This window comes from Dyadobacter sp. AC419, assembly GCF_979253085.1.
In genome coordinates this window covers 151,324-167,453 of the sequence record NZ_CEEDCD010000012.1, presented here as the reverse complement: position 1 = coordinate 167,453, position 16,130 = coordinate 151,324, and the positions used below count along the sequence as shown (strand labels likewise).

Genomic DNA, 16,130 nt, shown 5'->3' with positions numbered 1-16,130 from the left:
TTGAAATTAGAATTCGTAAATAAATGCCAGTCCGAAAGTGGTTTGGCTGTTTTTTGTAAATGCGCCGTCTTCGTCTTCAAACTGCTGCAATTCATTTGCACCGTTTACTTTTGGATATGCATCCAGGCGGAATTCAGGTTTGACAAGAATGTGTCCATCAGCCAGGCTGATGTTTCCTGTTAATGTAATGGAGTTTACGCTTGTACCAAGACCTGCGGCGGTCAAAAGTCCACGTACACCATTGTCGTTGTTAAAATATTCGTAACGCGCTCCTAAGTCCGACGTTGTCCGTTGTTGCTGTGCTTGCGTACACTGCAACGCCACCCCATGATTGAGAATCAACCGGGCCGCCGTAACCTTGATAATCTCCTTTTTGGCTTCCGTAAGCGGCGTTAAGTCCAAGCAGGAATCGCTCAGAGTAACCTGGAAACTCGTTGTAACGTCAAACACCTGATAGTAACCTTCTGGCTGTTTGCCCAGTGAATCCGGGTTTTGCCTCGTTGCTGCCAATGTAGTTCAGATACACGTTCCAGTTTTCAACCGGTTTGAAATATAGCTGGCTGATGATTCCTTTTTTGCGGTTGTTGTCACCTAATCCGTATCTACATTCTCCAACAACCCCAACCATTAAAGAAGCTCTGTCTGAAAATGCGTAAGTCGCTTTCAAACCGGCGTGATAGAATGGGCCGTTGTTAAACAGGTTTGATAAAGAGTAGTTAAAGTTAGCTGGGGCATCAATCACTTCATAACCGATATGCGTTCCAAACTGTCCGGCAGTCATGGAAAACTTATCTGTGAATTTGTAAGTAAAATAAGCCTGTTTGATAGCAAGTGCGGTGCTCGTGCTTGCTCCGTCAAGCGGGCTCAGCAAGTTTCCGTAGTTACCGAAATCTGCATTGGGTCCGAATGTAAGGTCCACAACTGCTTCTGATTTTGCATTGGTGTAAGCAACCTTCGCCTGAACCAAACCTAACGAGAATTGACCTGACTTACGATCGAACACACGGCCGGTTCCCGCTGCACCCATGTTAGAGCGTGAAGCAGGTTTGTTGAAATTAGCCATGTAATACGAATCCAGATAGCCCGAAAACGCAAAGGCACCTTTCGCATCATCTTCGTCCTGCGCCTCAACGACCACTATTGTATCAGCCTTGGCAGCTTTTTTCTCTTCATCAGACTTTGCAAAACCCAAAAAAGGAACCATCAAAGATAATACTGTACAATAGACTTTTTTCATAATTATATTCTGTTTAAGTTAATATTATTCTCCGGCGGTATTACTGGATCAAATATTGAACATAAATTGTATTTATCAAATATGTAAGTCAAATTTTATATTAAAAAACACAATTTTCATTTTTTTATACTCTAAATTATTGTTTTATGAACATAAAATGAACGATTTGACAGAATTAAGTCAAAAATTTAAATTTTGTATAAACAGACATCCACAAAATTTCCTAAATCAAGGCTCGACGGAATTATTAAGATATTTTATTATTATAATGACATTTACAGAAAGGTTTGGGCACAAAAAAACCCCGCTGCTGGCGGGGCTTCGAAATCTTATTTGGTTAGCAGGACTTATTCACCGTGCATCCAAGCTTTTTTAGCGAGTAAAGTATCTTCCTCTTCTTCGTTATCAGGGTCCGGCACACAGCAATCGACTGGGCAAACTGCTGCACATTGAGGCTCTTCATGGAAACCTACGCACTCGGTACATTTATCTGATACTATATAATAAAACTCGTCAGAAACGGGCGACTGTTTTTCCTTACCGCTAACAACGGTTCCATCACCAAAATCGACCTCGTCCAAACTTGTACCATCTCCCCAGGTCCACTCTACACCTCCTTCATAAATTGCTGTATTAGGGCACTCTGGCTCGCACGCCCCACAATTTATGCATTCATCGGTTATCATTATAGCCATATCGCCGGATTGTTTATATTTGTTGCTATTTCTTCTGTTAAAGTAACAAATATAACTATTTATAGTTTCCCGACAATCAGAAAAATAAAAACGAATACCTTAATTAAACTTTTTACAGTTTCATCAGAATGATATCGAGAGTTGAGCGAATAAATGCATTTATAGATCTTGGAAAATTCATCACAAACCCTGGAAACGAACTTTTAATAGCCGAATGGATCGCACGCGCCAACAGCAAAAATAACTGGTTTACCCCCGAAAATGTCGCCAGATCTTTGACAGCGATTGCAAATCAATTTCTTGACGCGGATAAACTCAATGTGTGGGCTGCGCAATATCCGGAGCCGGGTTCTTCGCAAAAAATTGGCGTGGTGATGGCAGGAAACATTCCGGCGGTTGGTTTTCATGATGCCTTGTCGGTGCTGGTGAGCGGGCATGTGCTGATGGCAAAACCAAGCTCAGACGATCAGTTCCTGATTCATGCGCTGCTGGATACGCTTGTTGAAATCCAGCCTGCAGTCAAGGATTACATTCAATTTGTGGAGAGGCTCAATGATGCCGATGCTTACATTGCCACAGGAAGCGACAATACGGCGCGCTATTTCCATTATTATTTTGCCAAAAAACCCAACATTATACGCAGAAACCGGACGTCCGTTGCCGTGCTTTCCGGTTCGGAAACAGTTGAAGAACTGCGTGCGCTGGGGCGCGATGTTTTACAGTATTTCGGCCTGGGATGCAGGAATGTTTCAAAGCTCTACGTGCCGGCCGGATATGACTTTACCAAGTTTTACGAATCAATTCAAGATCTGGATAAGACGTATTTGCACCACCATAAATATTTCAACAACTACGAATACAACAAGTCGATATTTCTTGTTAATCGTGTTCCGCATTATGACAACGGATTTTTGATCCTTACCGAAAGCAAAGCGCTCGTTTCGGCCATTAGCGTGCTGCATTATGAGACATATGAGTCTGTTAGCGACATTGAACCACAACTGACCGGGGAGGCTGAAAAGATTCAATGTGTGGTCACAAACGCGCCGCTTCATGCGCCAGCAATCGTCCCTTTTGGTAAAACCCAGGAACCAACATTGAATGAATATGCGGATGGCGTTGACACAATGGCGTTTTTAGCAAAATTCTAATGTTAAGCGTCCGCTAACGCCCACTTGAAAAATGCAGGGAGAGCCGCTGACCAGGTTTCCGGATTATGCTCTCCCATTTCAATTTCTGTATAAAAAACGTCCCGGTTCCAGGCGTAACCTTTGCGTTCCAGTTCTGCAATGCATTCGAGTGTGTCCTGAATAGAGTCGATGACGCCATCGCCGTCGCGGTCATCATATTCATCCAGAGAGCCACATTGAAACCAGAAAGCCAGTCCATCTTTGTGCACTGAATTAGCGATTTGCGCATGCATAATCCGGTCCGATTCCTGATAATTGTCGTGAAGCGCCGTCCTTCGCCACCATAATGATCCTGAAAAGACACCCGCTTTTGCAAATGTGCCGGGATTATTCCAGACAGCGTCCAGCGCCATCAAGCCTCCGAGTGAGAATCCGGCATAAACAACTTCTTTACCAATTTGATATTCCGCTGAAAGCCAAGGCAGCAATTCGTCAACAACAAACTGTGTTGTTCGGCCTGCCCTGTTTCCCCGGCCCGCATAATCAGCTTCCGCCGCAACACCATATTCATGGATCCGATCTTCATTCGCATGAATGCCGACTATCAGGACCGGCGCGATTTCATTTTCACGCTGCAATGCTTTGCTGATCGGTTCCATACGCAGCCGCTCGAAATCCTGCCCATCATTGAACAGCACCAGCTTGTAGGAAACGGATGAATCGAAGTCGATCGGCTCTATGATCGAAATCGTTACGTCCCTTTGCAGCGCGACAGAAAACACGTTTTTAAAAATTGGAAATGAAGATTCGTTGTGAAAACTCAAATTAAATTCCGGGTTGAAATGAATGCAAGAAAGGCCTGCAAGTTAATAAATGCCTATAATTTGGTTCCGTTAATTTGTTTTGTATATTTCAATATCAATGCTATCACTTTAAAAATTGGGTTTTGGAAGAGAAGCATATTAAATATTACTCGCATCATCTGGACAGTGACGTGGACATGCTCGTCTACGGAAACTGGGGCTATCCGATCCTGATTTTCCCGACCACATTAGGCCGATATTATCAAGCCAAAGACATGGGACTGATCGAATCCGTTCGCGGACTTGTGGAATCTGGGAAATACAAGCTTTATTGCATCGACTCCATTGACGCTGAGTCCTGGTATGCGAAGCATTTGAACCCGCAATATCGCGTGCTGAACCACATTCAGTATGATAAGTTTCTTAAAAACGAGCTCGTGCCCTATATAAGGAACGAATGTCATGTCGACCGGATCGGCGTTGCGGGTTGTAGCTTTGGTGGTTTTCATGCAGCTAATTTTGCTTTTAAACATCCCGAGCAAGTCGCCTATATGATCAGCATGAGCGGCGCATTCGATATCCGCAGCTTCACAGACGGCTTTTACGACGACACGGTTTATTTCAACAACCCGATCGATTTTATGCCCAACGAACAAGGCTGGCGCTATGGCCATATGAAGATCGTGCTTGGCACTTCTGATTGGGATATTTGCCTCGATAGCAATTTAAAAATGTCAAAAATCCTCGGCGACAAGGGAATTGAACACTGGCTCGATATTCGTGGCTGGGAAAAACATGACTGGCCGCTTTGGAACAAAATGTTTCCTGACTACTTGTCCAGGATTTTATAAAAACAAAACAAAAACCTCATTATGAAGAAAATTGGAATTTTGTTTGGAATGGAAAACACTTTTCCGAACGCTTTTATTGAAAGAGTTAACAGTAAAAACAGCGGCTTTATCGCCGAAGCTGTTTCAATAGATAAGGTTGTTCAGGCCGATCCAACCGAATATGCGGTCATTATAGATAGAATTTCGCAAGACGTGCCATTTTATCGCGCTTACCTGAAAAATGCAGCACTTTCCGGAACGGCTGTGATCAATAATCCTTTCTGGTGGAGTGCTGATGAGAAATTTTTCAACAATGCATTGGCTGAAAAAATAGGTGTTCCGGTTCCAAAAACAGTGCTTTTGCCTTCAAAAGAACGTCCTGAAAATACATCTGAAACATCTTTCCGTAACCTGGCTTTTCCGATGGCCTGGGAGGAAATTTTTCAATACATTGGCTTTCCGGCTTATATGAAACCGCATGATGGCGGCGGCTGGAAAAGCGTTTACAAAGTCGTTAATCCGCAGGATATGTGGCATAAGCATGAGGAAACGGGCCAGCTGGTCATGATGCTGCAAGAAGAAATCGACTTCACTGATTATTTTCGTTGCTATTGCATTGGCCAGAAAGAAGTGCTGATCATGCCTTACGAACCAAGGAATCCGCATCATTTGCGCTATGCAGCTGAAATGAAGGCGACGGGAGAAGAGGGTGAAAAATTGCTGGAAACGATCCGCGATTACACATTGAAGCTGAACATTGCACTTGGTTATGACTTCAACACCGTGGAATTTGCTGTGCGGGATGGCATTCCGATCGCCATCGACTTTTGCAATCCCGCGCCTGACGCGGACATTTATTCTGTCGGCCGCGATAATTTTGAATGGGTTGTAGAAGCTGCGGCCAATATGGCCATTGAACGAGCCAAAGCGCAGGTTCCGGGACAAACCAACCTAACTTGGGGAACATTTGTTAAGGATGCGCTGGGCATTTCGGCCTCGGCTCCGGTTGCAGCTGCACCGGCAGAAACGCCTGTAATCGCTCCTCCTTCGGCTAAGGAAGTGAAAGTGAAAGCAGTCGCGCCAAAGAAAACTTCAAAACTCGTTGAAGATAAAGGTGATCAGCCCGTTCCTAGCGAACCAACGCCAAAAATCCCGACCAAAAAAGCGGCTGCAACAAAAGCACCTGCTGCCAATTCAAAACTAAAAAAACCTTAATCACCCGAATACGCACGCATTATGGCCTCTTTCACGCTGGGAATTGAAGAAGAGTTTCAGACCATTGACCCGGTCACACGGAATCTGCGGTCACACATGTCGAAGCTTGTTGAAGATGGAAAAATTACCCTGAAAGAACGGGTAAAGGCCGAAATGCATCAGGCTGTCGTGGAAGTCGGCACCAACATTTGTCATAACATTCAGGAAGCGCGAGAGGAAGTCACTTATTTGCGTAAAATGATCCTGGATCTGGCTGAAAAGCAGGATTTGCAGGTTGCGGCAGCCGGAACACACCCGTTTGCGGACTGGGTGGAACAGCTCATCACGCCCGACCCGCGTTACGACGAAATCATTGACGAAATGCGTGACGTTGCGCGTGGAAACCTGATTTTTGGCTTGCATGTGCACGTGGGCATTGAAAACCGCGATGAGGCGATCCAGATCATGAATGCGGTGCGGTATTTTTTGCCGCACATTTATGCTTTGTCCACCAATTCACCTTTCTGGTGCGGCCGCAATACGGGTTTTAAATCTTATCGTTCAAAGGTTTTTGATAAATTTCCGAGAACAGGAATTCCCGATTCCTTTTCGAGCGCAGCAGAATACGACGAATATGTTAACCTGCTGATCAAAACCAAATGCATTGACAACGGCAAGAAGATCTGGTGGGATATTCGCGTGCATCCGTTTTTTGACACCATTGAATTCCGCATGTGCGACGTGCCGATGCGCACGGATGAAACCATTTGTCTGGCAGCCATTATGCAGGCGCTCGTGGCCAAAATCCACAAATTACACCGCATGAATCTGACATTCAGGCCCTATCACCGCATGCTGATCAATGAAAACAAATGGCGGGCAGCTCGTTATGGAATTCATGGAAAACTGATCGATTTTGGAAAGCAGGAAGAAGTGGAATACAAAGCATTAGTCGTGGAATTGCTCGATTTTATTGACGACGTGATCGACGAACTCGGCAGCCGGAAAGAGATCGATTACATTCACCAAATCATGGAAATGGGCACCGGCGCAGACAGACAACTGGCTGTATTTGAACAAACTGGAAGTATGAATGCAGTGGTCGATTACATTGTCGCCGAGACAAAGATTGGCTTGGTTTAACCGGATTTTTTTGGTTTACTGCGAACTATTAGGGCATCGTGTTGTTAATAAAACTTACCCTGTTCTGTTAAAAATATATAAATGGCTGGCTTAAATCGTCCGGCACGGTTAAGATGAATGATAACAAAAAACATTTCCGGATTGCAATTCTGGACATGTACGATGGTTTCGAAAATGAAGGAATGCGGTGCATCAAAAAGATCGTGACTGCATTTGGTGAGCAAGAATCTGTGTCTGTTTCGTACACCATTTTTGATGTGCGTCAAAAGCTCGAAGTGCCAGGAATGGATTTCGATGCATACATTTCCACCGGTGGCCCGGGAAATCCTTCGCCTGTCGGCGAACCTTGGGAAAAGCGGTTTTTCAGTTTTTTGGACCAAATTTTCCAGCATAACGCGAACCGGCATAACAAGAATAAAAAGCATCTTTTTCTGATTTGCCATTCGTTTCAGATGGCCTGCATCCACTGGCAGCTCGCCGGTGTTAGCAAGCGTAGAAAAACCTCATTTGGCACATTTCCCGTGCATAAAACGGCTGCCGGAAGGAAAGATCCGCTGCTCAATGCATTAGCAGACCCATTCTGGATCGTCGATTCGCGTGATTTTCAGGTGACGCAACCCAATCAATTTATGCTCGATAACATGGGCGCAAAATTGCTTTGCCTGGAAAAGATCAGACCGCATGTGCCGCTGGAACGTGCTGTGATGGCGATCCGCTTTTCCAAAGAAATCGTTGGAACGCAATTTCACCCCGAAGCAGACGCCGAAGGCATGCTCCGTTACTTCCTGCGTGACGATAAAAAGGCTGCAATTATCGCCAATCACGGTGAAACAAAATACAATGATATGATTACGCATTTGAATGATCCGGACAAGATTATGCTCACGGAAGCTGTGGTGATTCCGACTTTTCTCAAAAATGCATTGAACCAATCTTTAAAGCCTGCCTATGCATAAGCAAGCCCGAGAAGCATTCAACAGTTCTTTTACAGAAAGCAAATATGAGGCTTTCGTCAATTCTTTTGAAGTGGATTTTCCCGGACAGCTGGATTTTCGGGTGGCGGAAACGCCGGTTTTTGTGCCAAAAGCAGTGCTTGAAAAAATAACGAATGCTTCGGAGAAGATCATTGAAACATTACGCTCGCCAGCATTCGTCGCGAACACGGAAAGGGCTGTTCCGGCAGGCCAGCATGTTCCCAATGAGAATAATCACACATCATTCCTGGCCATTGACTTTGCAATTTGTAAAGATGAAAATGGTGAGCTTGTTCCACAACTGATTGAGCTGCAAGGATTTCCTTCTGTCTTCGGTTATCAGGCATATTTGTCTGAATCTTTCAAAAAGCATTTCGAAATCCCGGACAATTTTCATTACAGTTTCGGGTCTGATTCTTATGAATCTTATGTCCAAAAACTCAGGGAACTCATCCTCGCTGATGAAAATCCTGAGAACGTCATTTTGCTGGAAATCTTTCCGGAAAAACAAAAAACCAGAGTTGATTTTGCTGTAACCGAAGCCATGCTGGGCATTAAAGCCGTGTGCTATACCAAGCTAATCAAGGAAGGGAAACAGCTTTTCTATGAACAAGATGGCCGGAAAATACAGGTTAAGCGTATTTACAACCGCCTGATTTTCGATGATTTGCTCAACTATCCGGACCTGCAAACGAGTTACCATTTCACGGACGACGTGGATGTGACGTGGGTCGGACATCCCAACTGGTTTTTCAGGATCAGCAAATTTTCAATTCCATTTTTACAAAGCGAATACATTCCGGACACGAAGTTTGTAAGTGATTATAACGGCGATTTTCCAGCGGATTTAGAGAATTATGTCTTAAAACCCTTGTTCTCATTTGCCGGTTCAGGCGTTCAGTTGCACATTTCAGCGTCCGATTTAACTTCCTTAACCGATCCTGAAAACTACATTTTACAGAAAAAGGTCGTTTATGAGCCGGTTATTCAGGCACCCGATGGAATGGTTAAATGTGAGATTAGAATGATGTACGGATGGAATGACAATGCAGGCGAACCGGAGCTTTTGATCGGGTTGAGCAGATTGAGCCGCGGTGAAATGATAGGCGTCCGTTATAACAAAGATTTCACCTGGGTTGGCGGAAGCGCTGTGTTTTTCGAAAAATAAAGTTTAATACATTTTACTAATAAAATATTAAAGATACTTTTTAAAAGTATTTATCTTTTAGAATGCATATATCACATCGCCAGCATTTTTTCGACCATCTGGCTCAGACCTCAGATTATCCGCTTGCCTTAGAAATTGAGAAAGCTGAGGGCGTTTACATGTACAGTCCCGAGGGAAAAAGTTACATGGACCTCATTTCCGGAATTGCTGTTAGTAATGTTGGACACAGGCATCCGAAGGTGCTTGCCGCCGTGCACGAGCAGTTGGATAAGCACATGCATTTGCTCGTTTATGGCGAATATGTCCAAAGCGCGCAGGTAAAATTGGCAAAAGCACTGACCGAAACATTGGATTTACCAATGCTTAATCCGTCTCCTTTTGGATTGATAGACAATGTTTATTTTACCAATTCCGGGACAGAAGCGGTCGAAGGCGCGATGAAGCTGGCCAAGCGTTTCACGGGCCGGGATGGTTTCGTTTCTTGTTACAATGCCTATCACGGCGCTACGCAAGGCGCACTCAGTCTTGCAGGGGCAGAATTTTTTAAGCGAAATTTCCGTCCATTGCTTCCCGGCGTGACCAACATTCCGCACGGTTCGCTGCCCGATCTTGACAAAATCACTGAAAAAACGGCGGCTGTTGTCATTGAAGTCATTGGTGGAGAATCCGGTGTGCGAATTCCTTCTGAACATTATTTTCCGGCTTTACGTGCGAAATGCACTGAAACTGGTGCGCTGCTGATATTAGACGAAATACAAACGGGATTCGGTCGCACCGGAACATTCTGGGCATTTGAGCAATTCGGCATTTATCCCGATATTTTACTGAGCGCTAAAGGCATGGGTGGCGGCATGCCGGTTGGTGCATTTATGGCGTCGCACGAGATTATGTCCGTTTTCAAAAATAATCCGATTCTCGGGCACATTACTACTTTTGGTGGGCACCCGGTGAGCTGCGCATCTTCGCTTGCGGCTTTGCAGGTTACATTGGAAGAAAATCTGGCGGCATCGGCGGTCGGGAAAGGCGCGCTATTTAAGTCGCTGTTGGTTCATGCAGACATTAAGGAAGTGCGTGGAAAGGGTTTAATGTTGGCTGCCGAGATGGCGTCTTTTGAAAAATTAAAGCATACAATCGACCGTTGCATTGAACGCGGCGTGGTGACGGACTGGTTTTTGTTTTGCGATAATGCCATGCGCATTGCTCCGCCACTAATCATTACGGAAGACCAAATTAAGGAAGCTTGTGAAGTTATTTTAGCAGTTTTGAACGAATAGAAACCATGAATTACTCGATTGAAAACGAATTTCTAAAAATTGCAGTCCAGGAAACTGGTGCAGAACTGGCTCAAATACAATCCACTGTAACTGGGAAAGATTTTTTATGGGATGCCGATCCCAATGTTTGGGCAAGCCATGCTCCTGTTCTTTTTCCTGTAATCGGAGCGATTAAGGATGGATTTGTAATTTATAAAGGCAAGCAGTACGCTGTGCCCCGCCACGGCTTTATCCGCAACAATGCTGACGTGAAGCTGGTAAATCAAACCGCTGACAGTCTGACATTCGGTTTGAAATCAAGTGAAAAAACGCTAGAAATTTACCCGTTTGAGTTCGAATTTTTAATCACATACAGCCTTGATAAAAACAAGATTGTAGTCAATCACGAAGTGATCAATCATGGAAGTGAGGAAATGTTGTTTTCACTTGGTGGACACCCAGCATTTAAATGCCCGCTCCACGACGACGAAGTTTACGAGGATTATTACCTGGAATTCTACGCAGTTGAAAATGACTCGACCTGGTTGCTGGAAAAAAATGGTTTGGTAAGCAACGAAACAAAACCCGTTCTTGAAAACACCAACATGCTTCATCTAAACAAGCATTTGTTCGACAACGACGCGTTGATCTTCAAACATTTGGTCTCCAAACAAGTAAGCCTGCGCAGCACAAAATCTTCCGAGGTTATCACCGTCCATTACGACGACTTCAAATATTTAGGCGTCTGGGCAAAACCCGGCGGCCACTTCGTCTGCATCGAACCGTGGCTGGGCATCGCCGACAGCGCAGATTCAGATCAAAATCTCGAAACAAAAGAAGGCATTTTGAAGCTTGCTGCTGGCGAGAAGTTTGAGGCTAAGTTTGTTATTGAGATAAGCGAGTAATGTTTGTAATCATAATTTAAGTGCAAGAAGCTCACTGCCCAATTGGTGCAGTGCAGCTTCAATCTTTTTCGCCTGCGCCGGTCTTGGCTTTTTTAAGCCTGAAGCATAATGATTCAAGAGTTTTTCATTGATTCCTGTAAGGCGTGCAATGCCCGTTTGGCTAAAAATGCCTTTATAATATTGCAAGAAACTGCCCACGTCCAGCCTCCATTCAATTTCATACTCCCCTTTTAAAGCGGCCGGAATGTTTCTATCATCAAAAGTCTTGATGATCTCAATGCATTCCATTACCGATTTTTTTACCGCGTCAATTGTCTCACCGCCGCCATTTATCCCTTTAACATTCTCGGAATGTGCTCCGTAGAAATCTTTGCTTCGGCCTATAAGCACCTTGATTGTTTTCATCTCTTTTCTATGTCTAAGCCCATGATTTTTATTGCTGCCAAACGCGTGGGCTCCGCCATTTCTTTGGAACCATGGTTGGCGACAGCATAAGTAATGCTGCCCTTTCGATATATGCAATGGCTGCCCCGTGTTCGTACGAGCAACCAGCCATTACGCCGTATGATACGGTGAAACTCTGAATATTTCATTGATAGTGTGAGCAAAGTGTTATACTCAAAGGTATACAATAATATACCATTTCCAAATCACCACCCACAAAAAAAGCTCCCGGTTGGGAGCTTTTAGTCTTTTTACAAATCGCTTACTACTAAACCGTAGCTTCGATTTGTGCGTTTAATTTATCTTCCAAAGTTGTTTTTGGCACAACGCCTACAACTTTGTCTACTAGTTGTCCGCCTTTAAAGATCATTAATGTTGGGATACTGCGAATACCGAACTTAGCTGGCACCGACGAATTCATATCCACATCCATTTTACCAATAACTGCTTTGCCCTCATATTCGCCGGCCAATTGTTCTACAACCGGTCCGATCATTTTACAAGGACCGCACCATTCAGCCCAAAAGTCAACAAGTACTGGCTTATCTCCCTGGATGAGATCTTCAAAGGTGCTATCGGTAATTTCAAGTGCTTTTCCCATGTCGAAAAAATGTCTAATGTTATTTTATAAATCTGATGTAATAAGGATTATTAATGCCTAAAAGTTCCTGATTCTACTTGCATCGAACTAGTTTAAAAAGAATTTCACCCCGTGAAATCCGTTCAGCACTTTAAACAATTCATTGGAAGGAGCCACTCGGAAACCGCGCGACACCATTTCCACTTCCAGATGCGTTTCCGGATCCACAACGGTCATGTTCACCGCACACGCACCCGGATGATTACCAAACGTTTCGTTCAGCAAATGAATGAATTGGGCGTCGATCTGATCCAATGTGAGATTAATGCGGATCTTCCGGCACATTTTCTCTCTGATCTCTGTCAAAAGCTGAATTTGGGAAATTTTAAATTCAAACTGATCTTCCTGTTTCCAGCGGTTTTGCACCTTTCCTTTGATGTAAAGAAACTGCCCCACCTGTAAATAATTCTTAAACCGGATATAATCTTCTCCGCCCAAAAGCATTTCCATTGAACCGCGGTAATCCTCAATTTTGAAGATCATGAACAAGCTGCCGTTGCGCGACATGCGTTCCATCGCGCTGGTAACAATCCCCCCGACATTGATCTCCTTACCGAAATATTTGGGCGCCTTTTCATTTTCGCCAATCTCCATCACCTTATCGACCGTGCAATTGCAGAAATTATCGAGCTCCACCCGGAATGTATCCAGCGGGTGCCCGGAAATGTAAAATCCAACCACATCCTGCTCGTAACGCAGCTTCGCAAGGTCATCCCAAGGCATCACATCGGCCGCTTTGGGTTTGGTCATCAAAATTTCATTTCCACCAAATGCCCCGAAAAGTGATGATTGCGCAGACGCTTTTTCAGCATGATAGTTATTGGCGTAGCGAATCAGTTTCTCAATGAATGTTCCTGTTTCTCCCGGCTCAGTCGCAAAATACTGCGCACGGTGATATTCTGGGAAACAGTCGAATCCACCCGCATAAGCCAAACTTTCAATCGTTTTCTTATTAACAGTCCTTAAATTGACCCTTATGATAAAATCAAAAATGTCTTTAAATGGTCCATTCTGGTTTCTCTCCTCAATAATCGCCTCAACAGCCGCATCCCCGCTTCCCTTCACGCCAGCCAATCCAAAACGGATCTCGCTTTTCTTATTCGCATTAAATTGTCTGTCAGATTCGTTAATATCCGGACCTAACACTTTCAATCCCTGCGCTTTACATTCTTCCATGAAGAACGTGATCTTCTCAATGTTGCCCAGCGAGCTTGTTAATACAGCCGACATATATTCCGCTGTATAATGGGCTTTCAGGTAAGCAGTTTGGTAGGCAACAAAGGCGTAACAGGTTGAGTGGGATTTGTTAAAGGCATAGGATGCAAAAGCTTCCCAGTCAGTCCAGATTTTTTCCAATTTCTTGGCATCGAGTCCTTTTCCCGTTCCACCTTTCATGAAGTCGCCCTTCATCTTGTTCAGCGTCTCTATCTGCTTCTTACCCATTGCTTTACGCAATGTATCGGCTTGTCCTTTGGTAAATCCGCCCAGTTTTTGGGACAAAAGCATTACTTGCTCCTGATAAACCGTAATCCCGTAAGTATCAGCCAGATATTCTTCCAATTCGGGCAAATCATAAGTTACTTCCTCCAATCCGTTTTTACGACGGATAAAGTTTGGAATGTAAGCGATCGGACCGGGGCGGTATAACGCGTTCATCGCGATCAAGTGCTCGAAACGATCTGGGATCAGGTCGCGCATGTACTTTTTCATCCCGTCGGATTCAAACTGGAAAATTGCATTGGTTTCGCCCCTTTGGAACAATTCAAACACTTTCGGATCATCGAGCGGAATGTCGTCGATCACAATGTCTACATTATGATTTTGCTTGATGAGCCGCAATGCTTCCTTGATAATTGTCAGGTTTCGCAGGCCCAAAAAGTCCATTTTAATAACGCCCGCATCCTCAATGATCTTTCCCTGATATTGTGTAATGAGGAAATCCGAATCCTTCGATGTGCTTACCGGAATGATTTCAGTCAGATCGCTTGGTGCGATAATGATCCCCGCTGCGTGAATTCCCGTGTTCCTAACCGTCCCTTCAAGCCTTCGCGCTTCTTGTAAAACACTCGCTTGCAAATCATTACCTAATGCAATCGCTCGCATTTTCTTTACATTATCCAGCTCTTCGGGCGCTATGCCTTCTTTTTTTGTCAAACTCCCCTCTCCTTCCAGCGGCGCTGTGAAGATGCGGTTGAGCGTCATATTATAGGTGGGCTTATCCGGAACCAACTTGGCGAGTGCATTGGCATCTGCCAGCGGCAGGTCCATAACCCGCGCAACGTCCTTAATGGCCGATTTCGCGGCCATTGTGCCATACGTGACGATCTGTGCAACTTGATTGTAACCGTATTTTTTAACCACATAATCAATCACTTTCTGCCGGCCTTCATCATCGAAGTCCGTATCAATATCGGGAAGTGAAATACGGTCAGGATTCAGGAAACGCTCGAAAAGCAGGTCGTATTTAATGGGGTCAATGTTGGTGATCCCTGTGCAATAAGCCACCACGGATCCAGCTGCAGAACCACGCCCCGGGCCGATGAAAACGCCCATTTTCCGGCCTGCATCAATGAAGTCGGCCACGATCAGAAAGTAACCGGGGAAACCCATGTTCCGGATCGTGTGCAATTCGAAGTTTAGTCGGTCTTCAATTTCAGGCGTTATGGTTCCATATTTGAACTTTGCACCCTCGAATGTGAGGTGTTTCAGATATTCCCACTGGTTTAACACATCGGCCGTAAGTTCCTTTTACCAACCATTTCCGACAGCGTATGCGTCTTAAATTCCTCAGGAATCGGGAAGTTGGGCAGCAGAATGTCTTTCCGCAGATCCAGCGCTTTTATTTTATCGACAATCTCATTCGTATTGTCCAGCGACTCGGGTAAGTCGTTGAACAGCTTCATCATTTCGCTCGTGTTTTTGAAATAAAACTGATCATTAAAAAACGCGAAACGTGAGCCTTTCGGAATGCCTTTATCATCATCAAAATCCTTTGCCGAAGGCGTGCTTTGCTTATCACCAGTGTTGATACAAAGCAAAATATCATGCGCATTCCAGTCTTCCTGATCCACATAATGCGAATCGTTGGAAGCGATGATCTTCACATTATATTTCCTGGCAAATTTCACAAGAACCTGATTCACAATCAGCTGATCCCGGATTTCGTGGCGTTGCAGCTCGACATAAAAGTCATCGCCAAACAAATCCAGCCACCATTTAAATTCTTTCTCCGCTTCCTCTTCACCTTTTCTTAAAATGGTTTTTGGAATGATGGCCCCGATGCAGCAAGTTGTGGCGATAAGCCCTTTGTGATACTTAACAATCAGTTCCTTATCAATCCGCGGATACTTGCCATACATTCCCTCGATAAAGCCGAGCGAACACATTTTGACCAGATTTTTATAACCCAGTTCATCTTTGGCAAGAAGCAGCTGGTGATGCCTTACGTCTTTTTTATCCTTGGTAAACTGCCTGATGTGCCGGTCCTCCACCACATAAAATTCGCATCCCACAATCGGCTTAATGCCTTGTTTATTGCCCTCAGCCACGAATTCGAACACGCCAAACATATTTCCGTGGTCCGTAATGGCAACGGCAGGCATATTGTCTTCCTTGGCCTTTTTGAAAAGCTTTTTTATATCCGCCGCACCATCCAGAAGGGAAAATTGCGTGTGGCAGTGCAAGTGTGAAAATTGCATATTAATAGTTTGTGGT

At 44.5% G+C, this 16,130-nt stretch carries 15 protein-coding genes and 1 pseudogene; 8 read left to right on the top strand and 8 right to left on the bottom strand.

Translation table 11 applies throughout. The features are described from left to right. Positions 1 to 6 precede the first annotated feature (6 nt). The 3 genes from AC0IYG_RS06000 to AC0IYG_RS05990 all read right to left on the bottom strand — a co-directional run bounded on the left by AC0IYG_RS06000 (position 7) and on the right by AC0IYG_RS05990 (position 1,932). Positions 7 to 450, bottom strand: a complete 444-nt coding sequence (locus AC0IYG_RS06000) for an outer membrane beta-barrel protein (protein WP_471710176.1) — start codon at positions 448 to 450, stop codon at positions 7 to 9. After that, complete coding sequence (locus AC0IYG_RS05995; protein ID WP_471710175.1) at positions 443 to 1,237, bottom strand: porin; 795 nt, start codon at positions 1,235 to 1,237, stop codon at positions 443 to 445. Before AC0IYG_RS05995 ends, AC0IYG_RS06000 begins: the two co-directional genes overlap by 8 nt. A gap of 347 nt (positions 1,238 to 1,584) precedes the next feature. Further along, a complete protein-coding gene (locus AC0IYG_RS05990) occupies positions 1,585 to 1,932 on the bottom strand; it encodes a 4Fe-4S binding protein (RefSeq protein WP_234613222.1) in 348 nt (115 codons plus the stop codon). A gap of 128 nt (positions 1,933 to 2,060) precedes the next feature. Here AC0IYG_RS05990 and AC0IYG_RS05985 point away from each other — a divergent pair, with 128 nt between their 5' ends. After that, on the top strand, positions 2,061 to 3,083 hold the full coding sequence (locus tag AC0IYG_RS05985) for an acyl-CoA reductase (protein WP_471710174.1): 1,023 nt from the start codon (positions 2,061 to 2,063) through the stop codon (positions 3,081 to 3,083). A gap of 2 nt (positions 3,084 to 3,085) precedes the next feature. Here the strand turns inward: AC0IYG_RS05985 and AC0IYG_RS05980 are convergent, their stop codons facing one another. Next, a complete protein-coding gene (locus AC0IYG_RS05980; RefSeq protein WP_471710173.1) occupies positions 3,086 to 3,844 on the bottom strand; it encodes an alpha/beta hydrolase in 759 nt (252 codons plus the stop codon). Positions 3,845 to 4,008: 164 nt separating this feature from the next. Between AC0IYG_RS05980 and AC0IYG_RS05975 the strand changes: the two genes are divergently transcribed. The 7 genes from AC0IYG_RS05975 (at position 4,009) to AC0IYG_RS05945 (ending at position 11,332) form a co-directional block, all read left to right on the top strand. Then, the gene (locus AC0IYG_RS05975; protein ID WP_471710172.1) at positions 4,009 to 4,716 is read left to right on the top strand and encodes an esterase family protein; all 708 of its coding nucleotides are present in this window, start codon (positions 4,009 to 4,011) and stop codon (positions 4,714 to 4,716) included. A gap of 21 nt (positions 4,717 to 4,737) precedes the next feature. Further along, positions 4,738 to 5,910 carry an ATP-grasp domain-containing protein gene (locus AC0IYG_RS05970; RefSeq protein ID WP_471710171.1) on the top strand — a complete coding sequence of 391 codons (1,173 nt, stop codon included), beginning with the start codon at positions 4,738 to 4,740 and terminating at the stop codon, positions 5,908 to 5,910. Positions 5,911 to 5,931: 21 nt separating this feature from the next. Beyond that, a complete protein-coding gene (locus AC0IYG_RS05965; protein WP_471710170.1) occupies positions 5,932 to 7,032 on the top strand; it encodes a carboxylate-amine ligase in 1,101 nt (366 codons plus the stop codon). Positions 7,033 to 7,145: 113 nt separating this feature from the next. Further along, entirely contained in the window at positions 7,146 to 7,988 is an 843-nt protein-coding gene (locus tag AC0IYG_RS05960) for a type 1 glutamine amidotransferase (RefSeq protein ID WP_471710169.1), read from the top strand. Then, positions 7,981 to 9,174: a hypothetical protein gene (locus tag AC0IYG_RS05955; protein WP_471710167.1), complete on the top strand. Its 1,194-nt coding sequence runs from the start codon at positions 7,981 to 7,983 to the stop codon at positions 9,172 to 9,174. Before AC0IYG_RS05960 ends, AC0IYG_RS05955 begins: the two co-directional genes overlap by 8 nt. 62 nt (positions 9,175 to 9,236) lie before the next feature. Then, positions 9,237 to 10,448, top strand: coding sequence for an aspartate aminotransferase family protein (locus AC0IYG_RS05950; RefSeq protein WP_471710166.1), 1,212 nt, complete (start codon positions 9,237 to 9,239; stop codon positions 10,446 to 10,448). Positions 10,449 to 10,453: 5 nt separating this feature from the next. Continuing rightward, positions 10,454 to 11,332 carry an aldose 1-epimerase family protein gene (locus tag AC0IYG_RS05945; RefSeq protein ID WP_471710165.1) on the top strand — a complete coding sequence of 293 codons (879 nt, stop codon included), beginning with the start codon at positions 10,454 to 10,456 and terminating at the stop codon, positions 11,330 to 11,332. Between the two features lie 9 nt (positions 11,333 to 11,341). On the opposite strand, the gene AC0IYG_RS05940 is transcribed toward AC0IYG_RS05945, so the two are convergent. From AC0IYG_RS05940 to dnaE, 4 genes and pseudogenes are all read right to left on the bottom strand, one after another. Beyond that, positions 11,342 to 11,737: a type II toxin-antitoxin system HicB family antitoxin gene (locus tag AC0IYG_RS05940; protein WP_471710164.1), complete on the bottom strand. Its 396-nt coding sequence runs from the start codon at positions 11,735 to 11,737 to the stop codon at positions 11,342 to 11,344. Beyond that, positions 11,734 to 11,925 (bottom strand): type II toxin-antitoxin system HicA family toxin, encoded by a 192-nt coding sequence (locus AC0IYG_RS05935; RefSeq protein ID WP_082216474.1) that lies wholly within the window; start codon positions 11,923 to 11,925, stop codon positions 11,734 to 11,736. Before AC0IYG_RS05935 ends, AC0IYG_RS05940 begins: the two co-directional genes overlap by 4 nt. A 119-nt stretch (positions 11,926 to 12,044) precedes the next feature. Beyond that, positions 12,045 to 12,377 (bottom strand): thioredoxin, encoded by a 333-nt coding sequence (trxA, locus tag AC0IYG_RS05930; protein ID WP_082216473.1) that lies wholly within the window; start codon positions 12,375 to 12,377, stop codon positions 12,045 to 12,047. A gap of 87 nt (positions 12,378 to 12,464) precedes the next feature. Next, positions 12,465 to 16,114 (bottom strand): annotated as a pseudogene (dnaE, locus tag AC0IYG_RS05925) (DNA polymerase III subunit alpha). Positions 16,115 to 16,130: the final 16 nt, after the last annotated feature.

Coding starts and splice junctions, on each gene's coding strand:
- AC0IYG_RS05995 (WP_471710175.1), bottom strand. CDS start 1,237: ATGAAAAAAGTCTATTGTACAGTATTATCTTTGATGGTTCCTTTTTTG.
- AC0IYG_RS05940 (WP_471710164.1), bottom strand. CDS start 11,737: ATGAAAACAATCAAGGTGCTTATAGGCCGAAGCAAAGATTTCTACGGA.
- AC0IYG_RS05985 (WP_471710174.1), top strand. CDS start 2,061: ATGATATCGAGAGTTGAGCGAATAAATGCATTTATAGATCTTGGAAAA.
- trxA (WP_082216473.1), bottom strand. CDS start 12,377: ATGGGAAAAGCACTTGAAATTACCGATAGCACCTTTGAAGATCTCATC.
- AC0IYG_RS05990 (WP_234613222.1), bottom strand. CDS start 1,932: ATGGCTATAATGATAACCGATGAATGCATAAATTGTGGGGCGTGCGAG.
- AC0IYG_RS05955 (WP_471710167.1), top strand. CDS start 7,981: ATGCATAAGCAAGCCCGAGAAGCATTCAACAGTTCTTTTACAGAAAGC.
- AC0IYG_RS05935 (WP_082216474.1), bottom strand. CDS start 11,925: ATGAAATATTCAGAGTTTCACCGTATCATACGGCGTAATGGCTGGTTG.
- AC0IYG_RS05965 (WP_471710170.1), top strand. CDS start 5,932: ATGGCCTCTTTCACGCTGGGAATTGAAGAAGAGTTTCAGACCATTGAC.
- AC0IYG_RS05950 (WP_471710166.1), top strand. CDS start 9,237: ATGCATATATCACATCGCCAGCATTTTTTCGACCATCTGGCTCAGACC.
- AC0IYG_RS05945 (WP_471710165.1), top strand. CDS start 10,454: ATGAATTACTCGATTGAAAACGAATTTCTAAAAATTGCAGTCCAGGAA.
- AC0IYG_RS05970 (WP_471710171.1), top strand. CDS start 4,738: ATGAAGAAAATTGGAATTTTGTTTGGAATGGAAAACACTTTTCCGAAC.
- AC0IYG_RS05960 (WP_471710169.1), top strand. CDS start 7,146: ATGAATGATAACAAAAAACATTTCCGGATTGCAATTCTGGACATGTAC.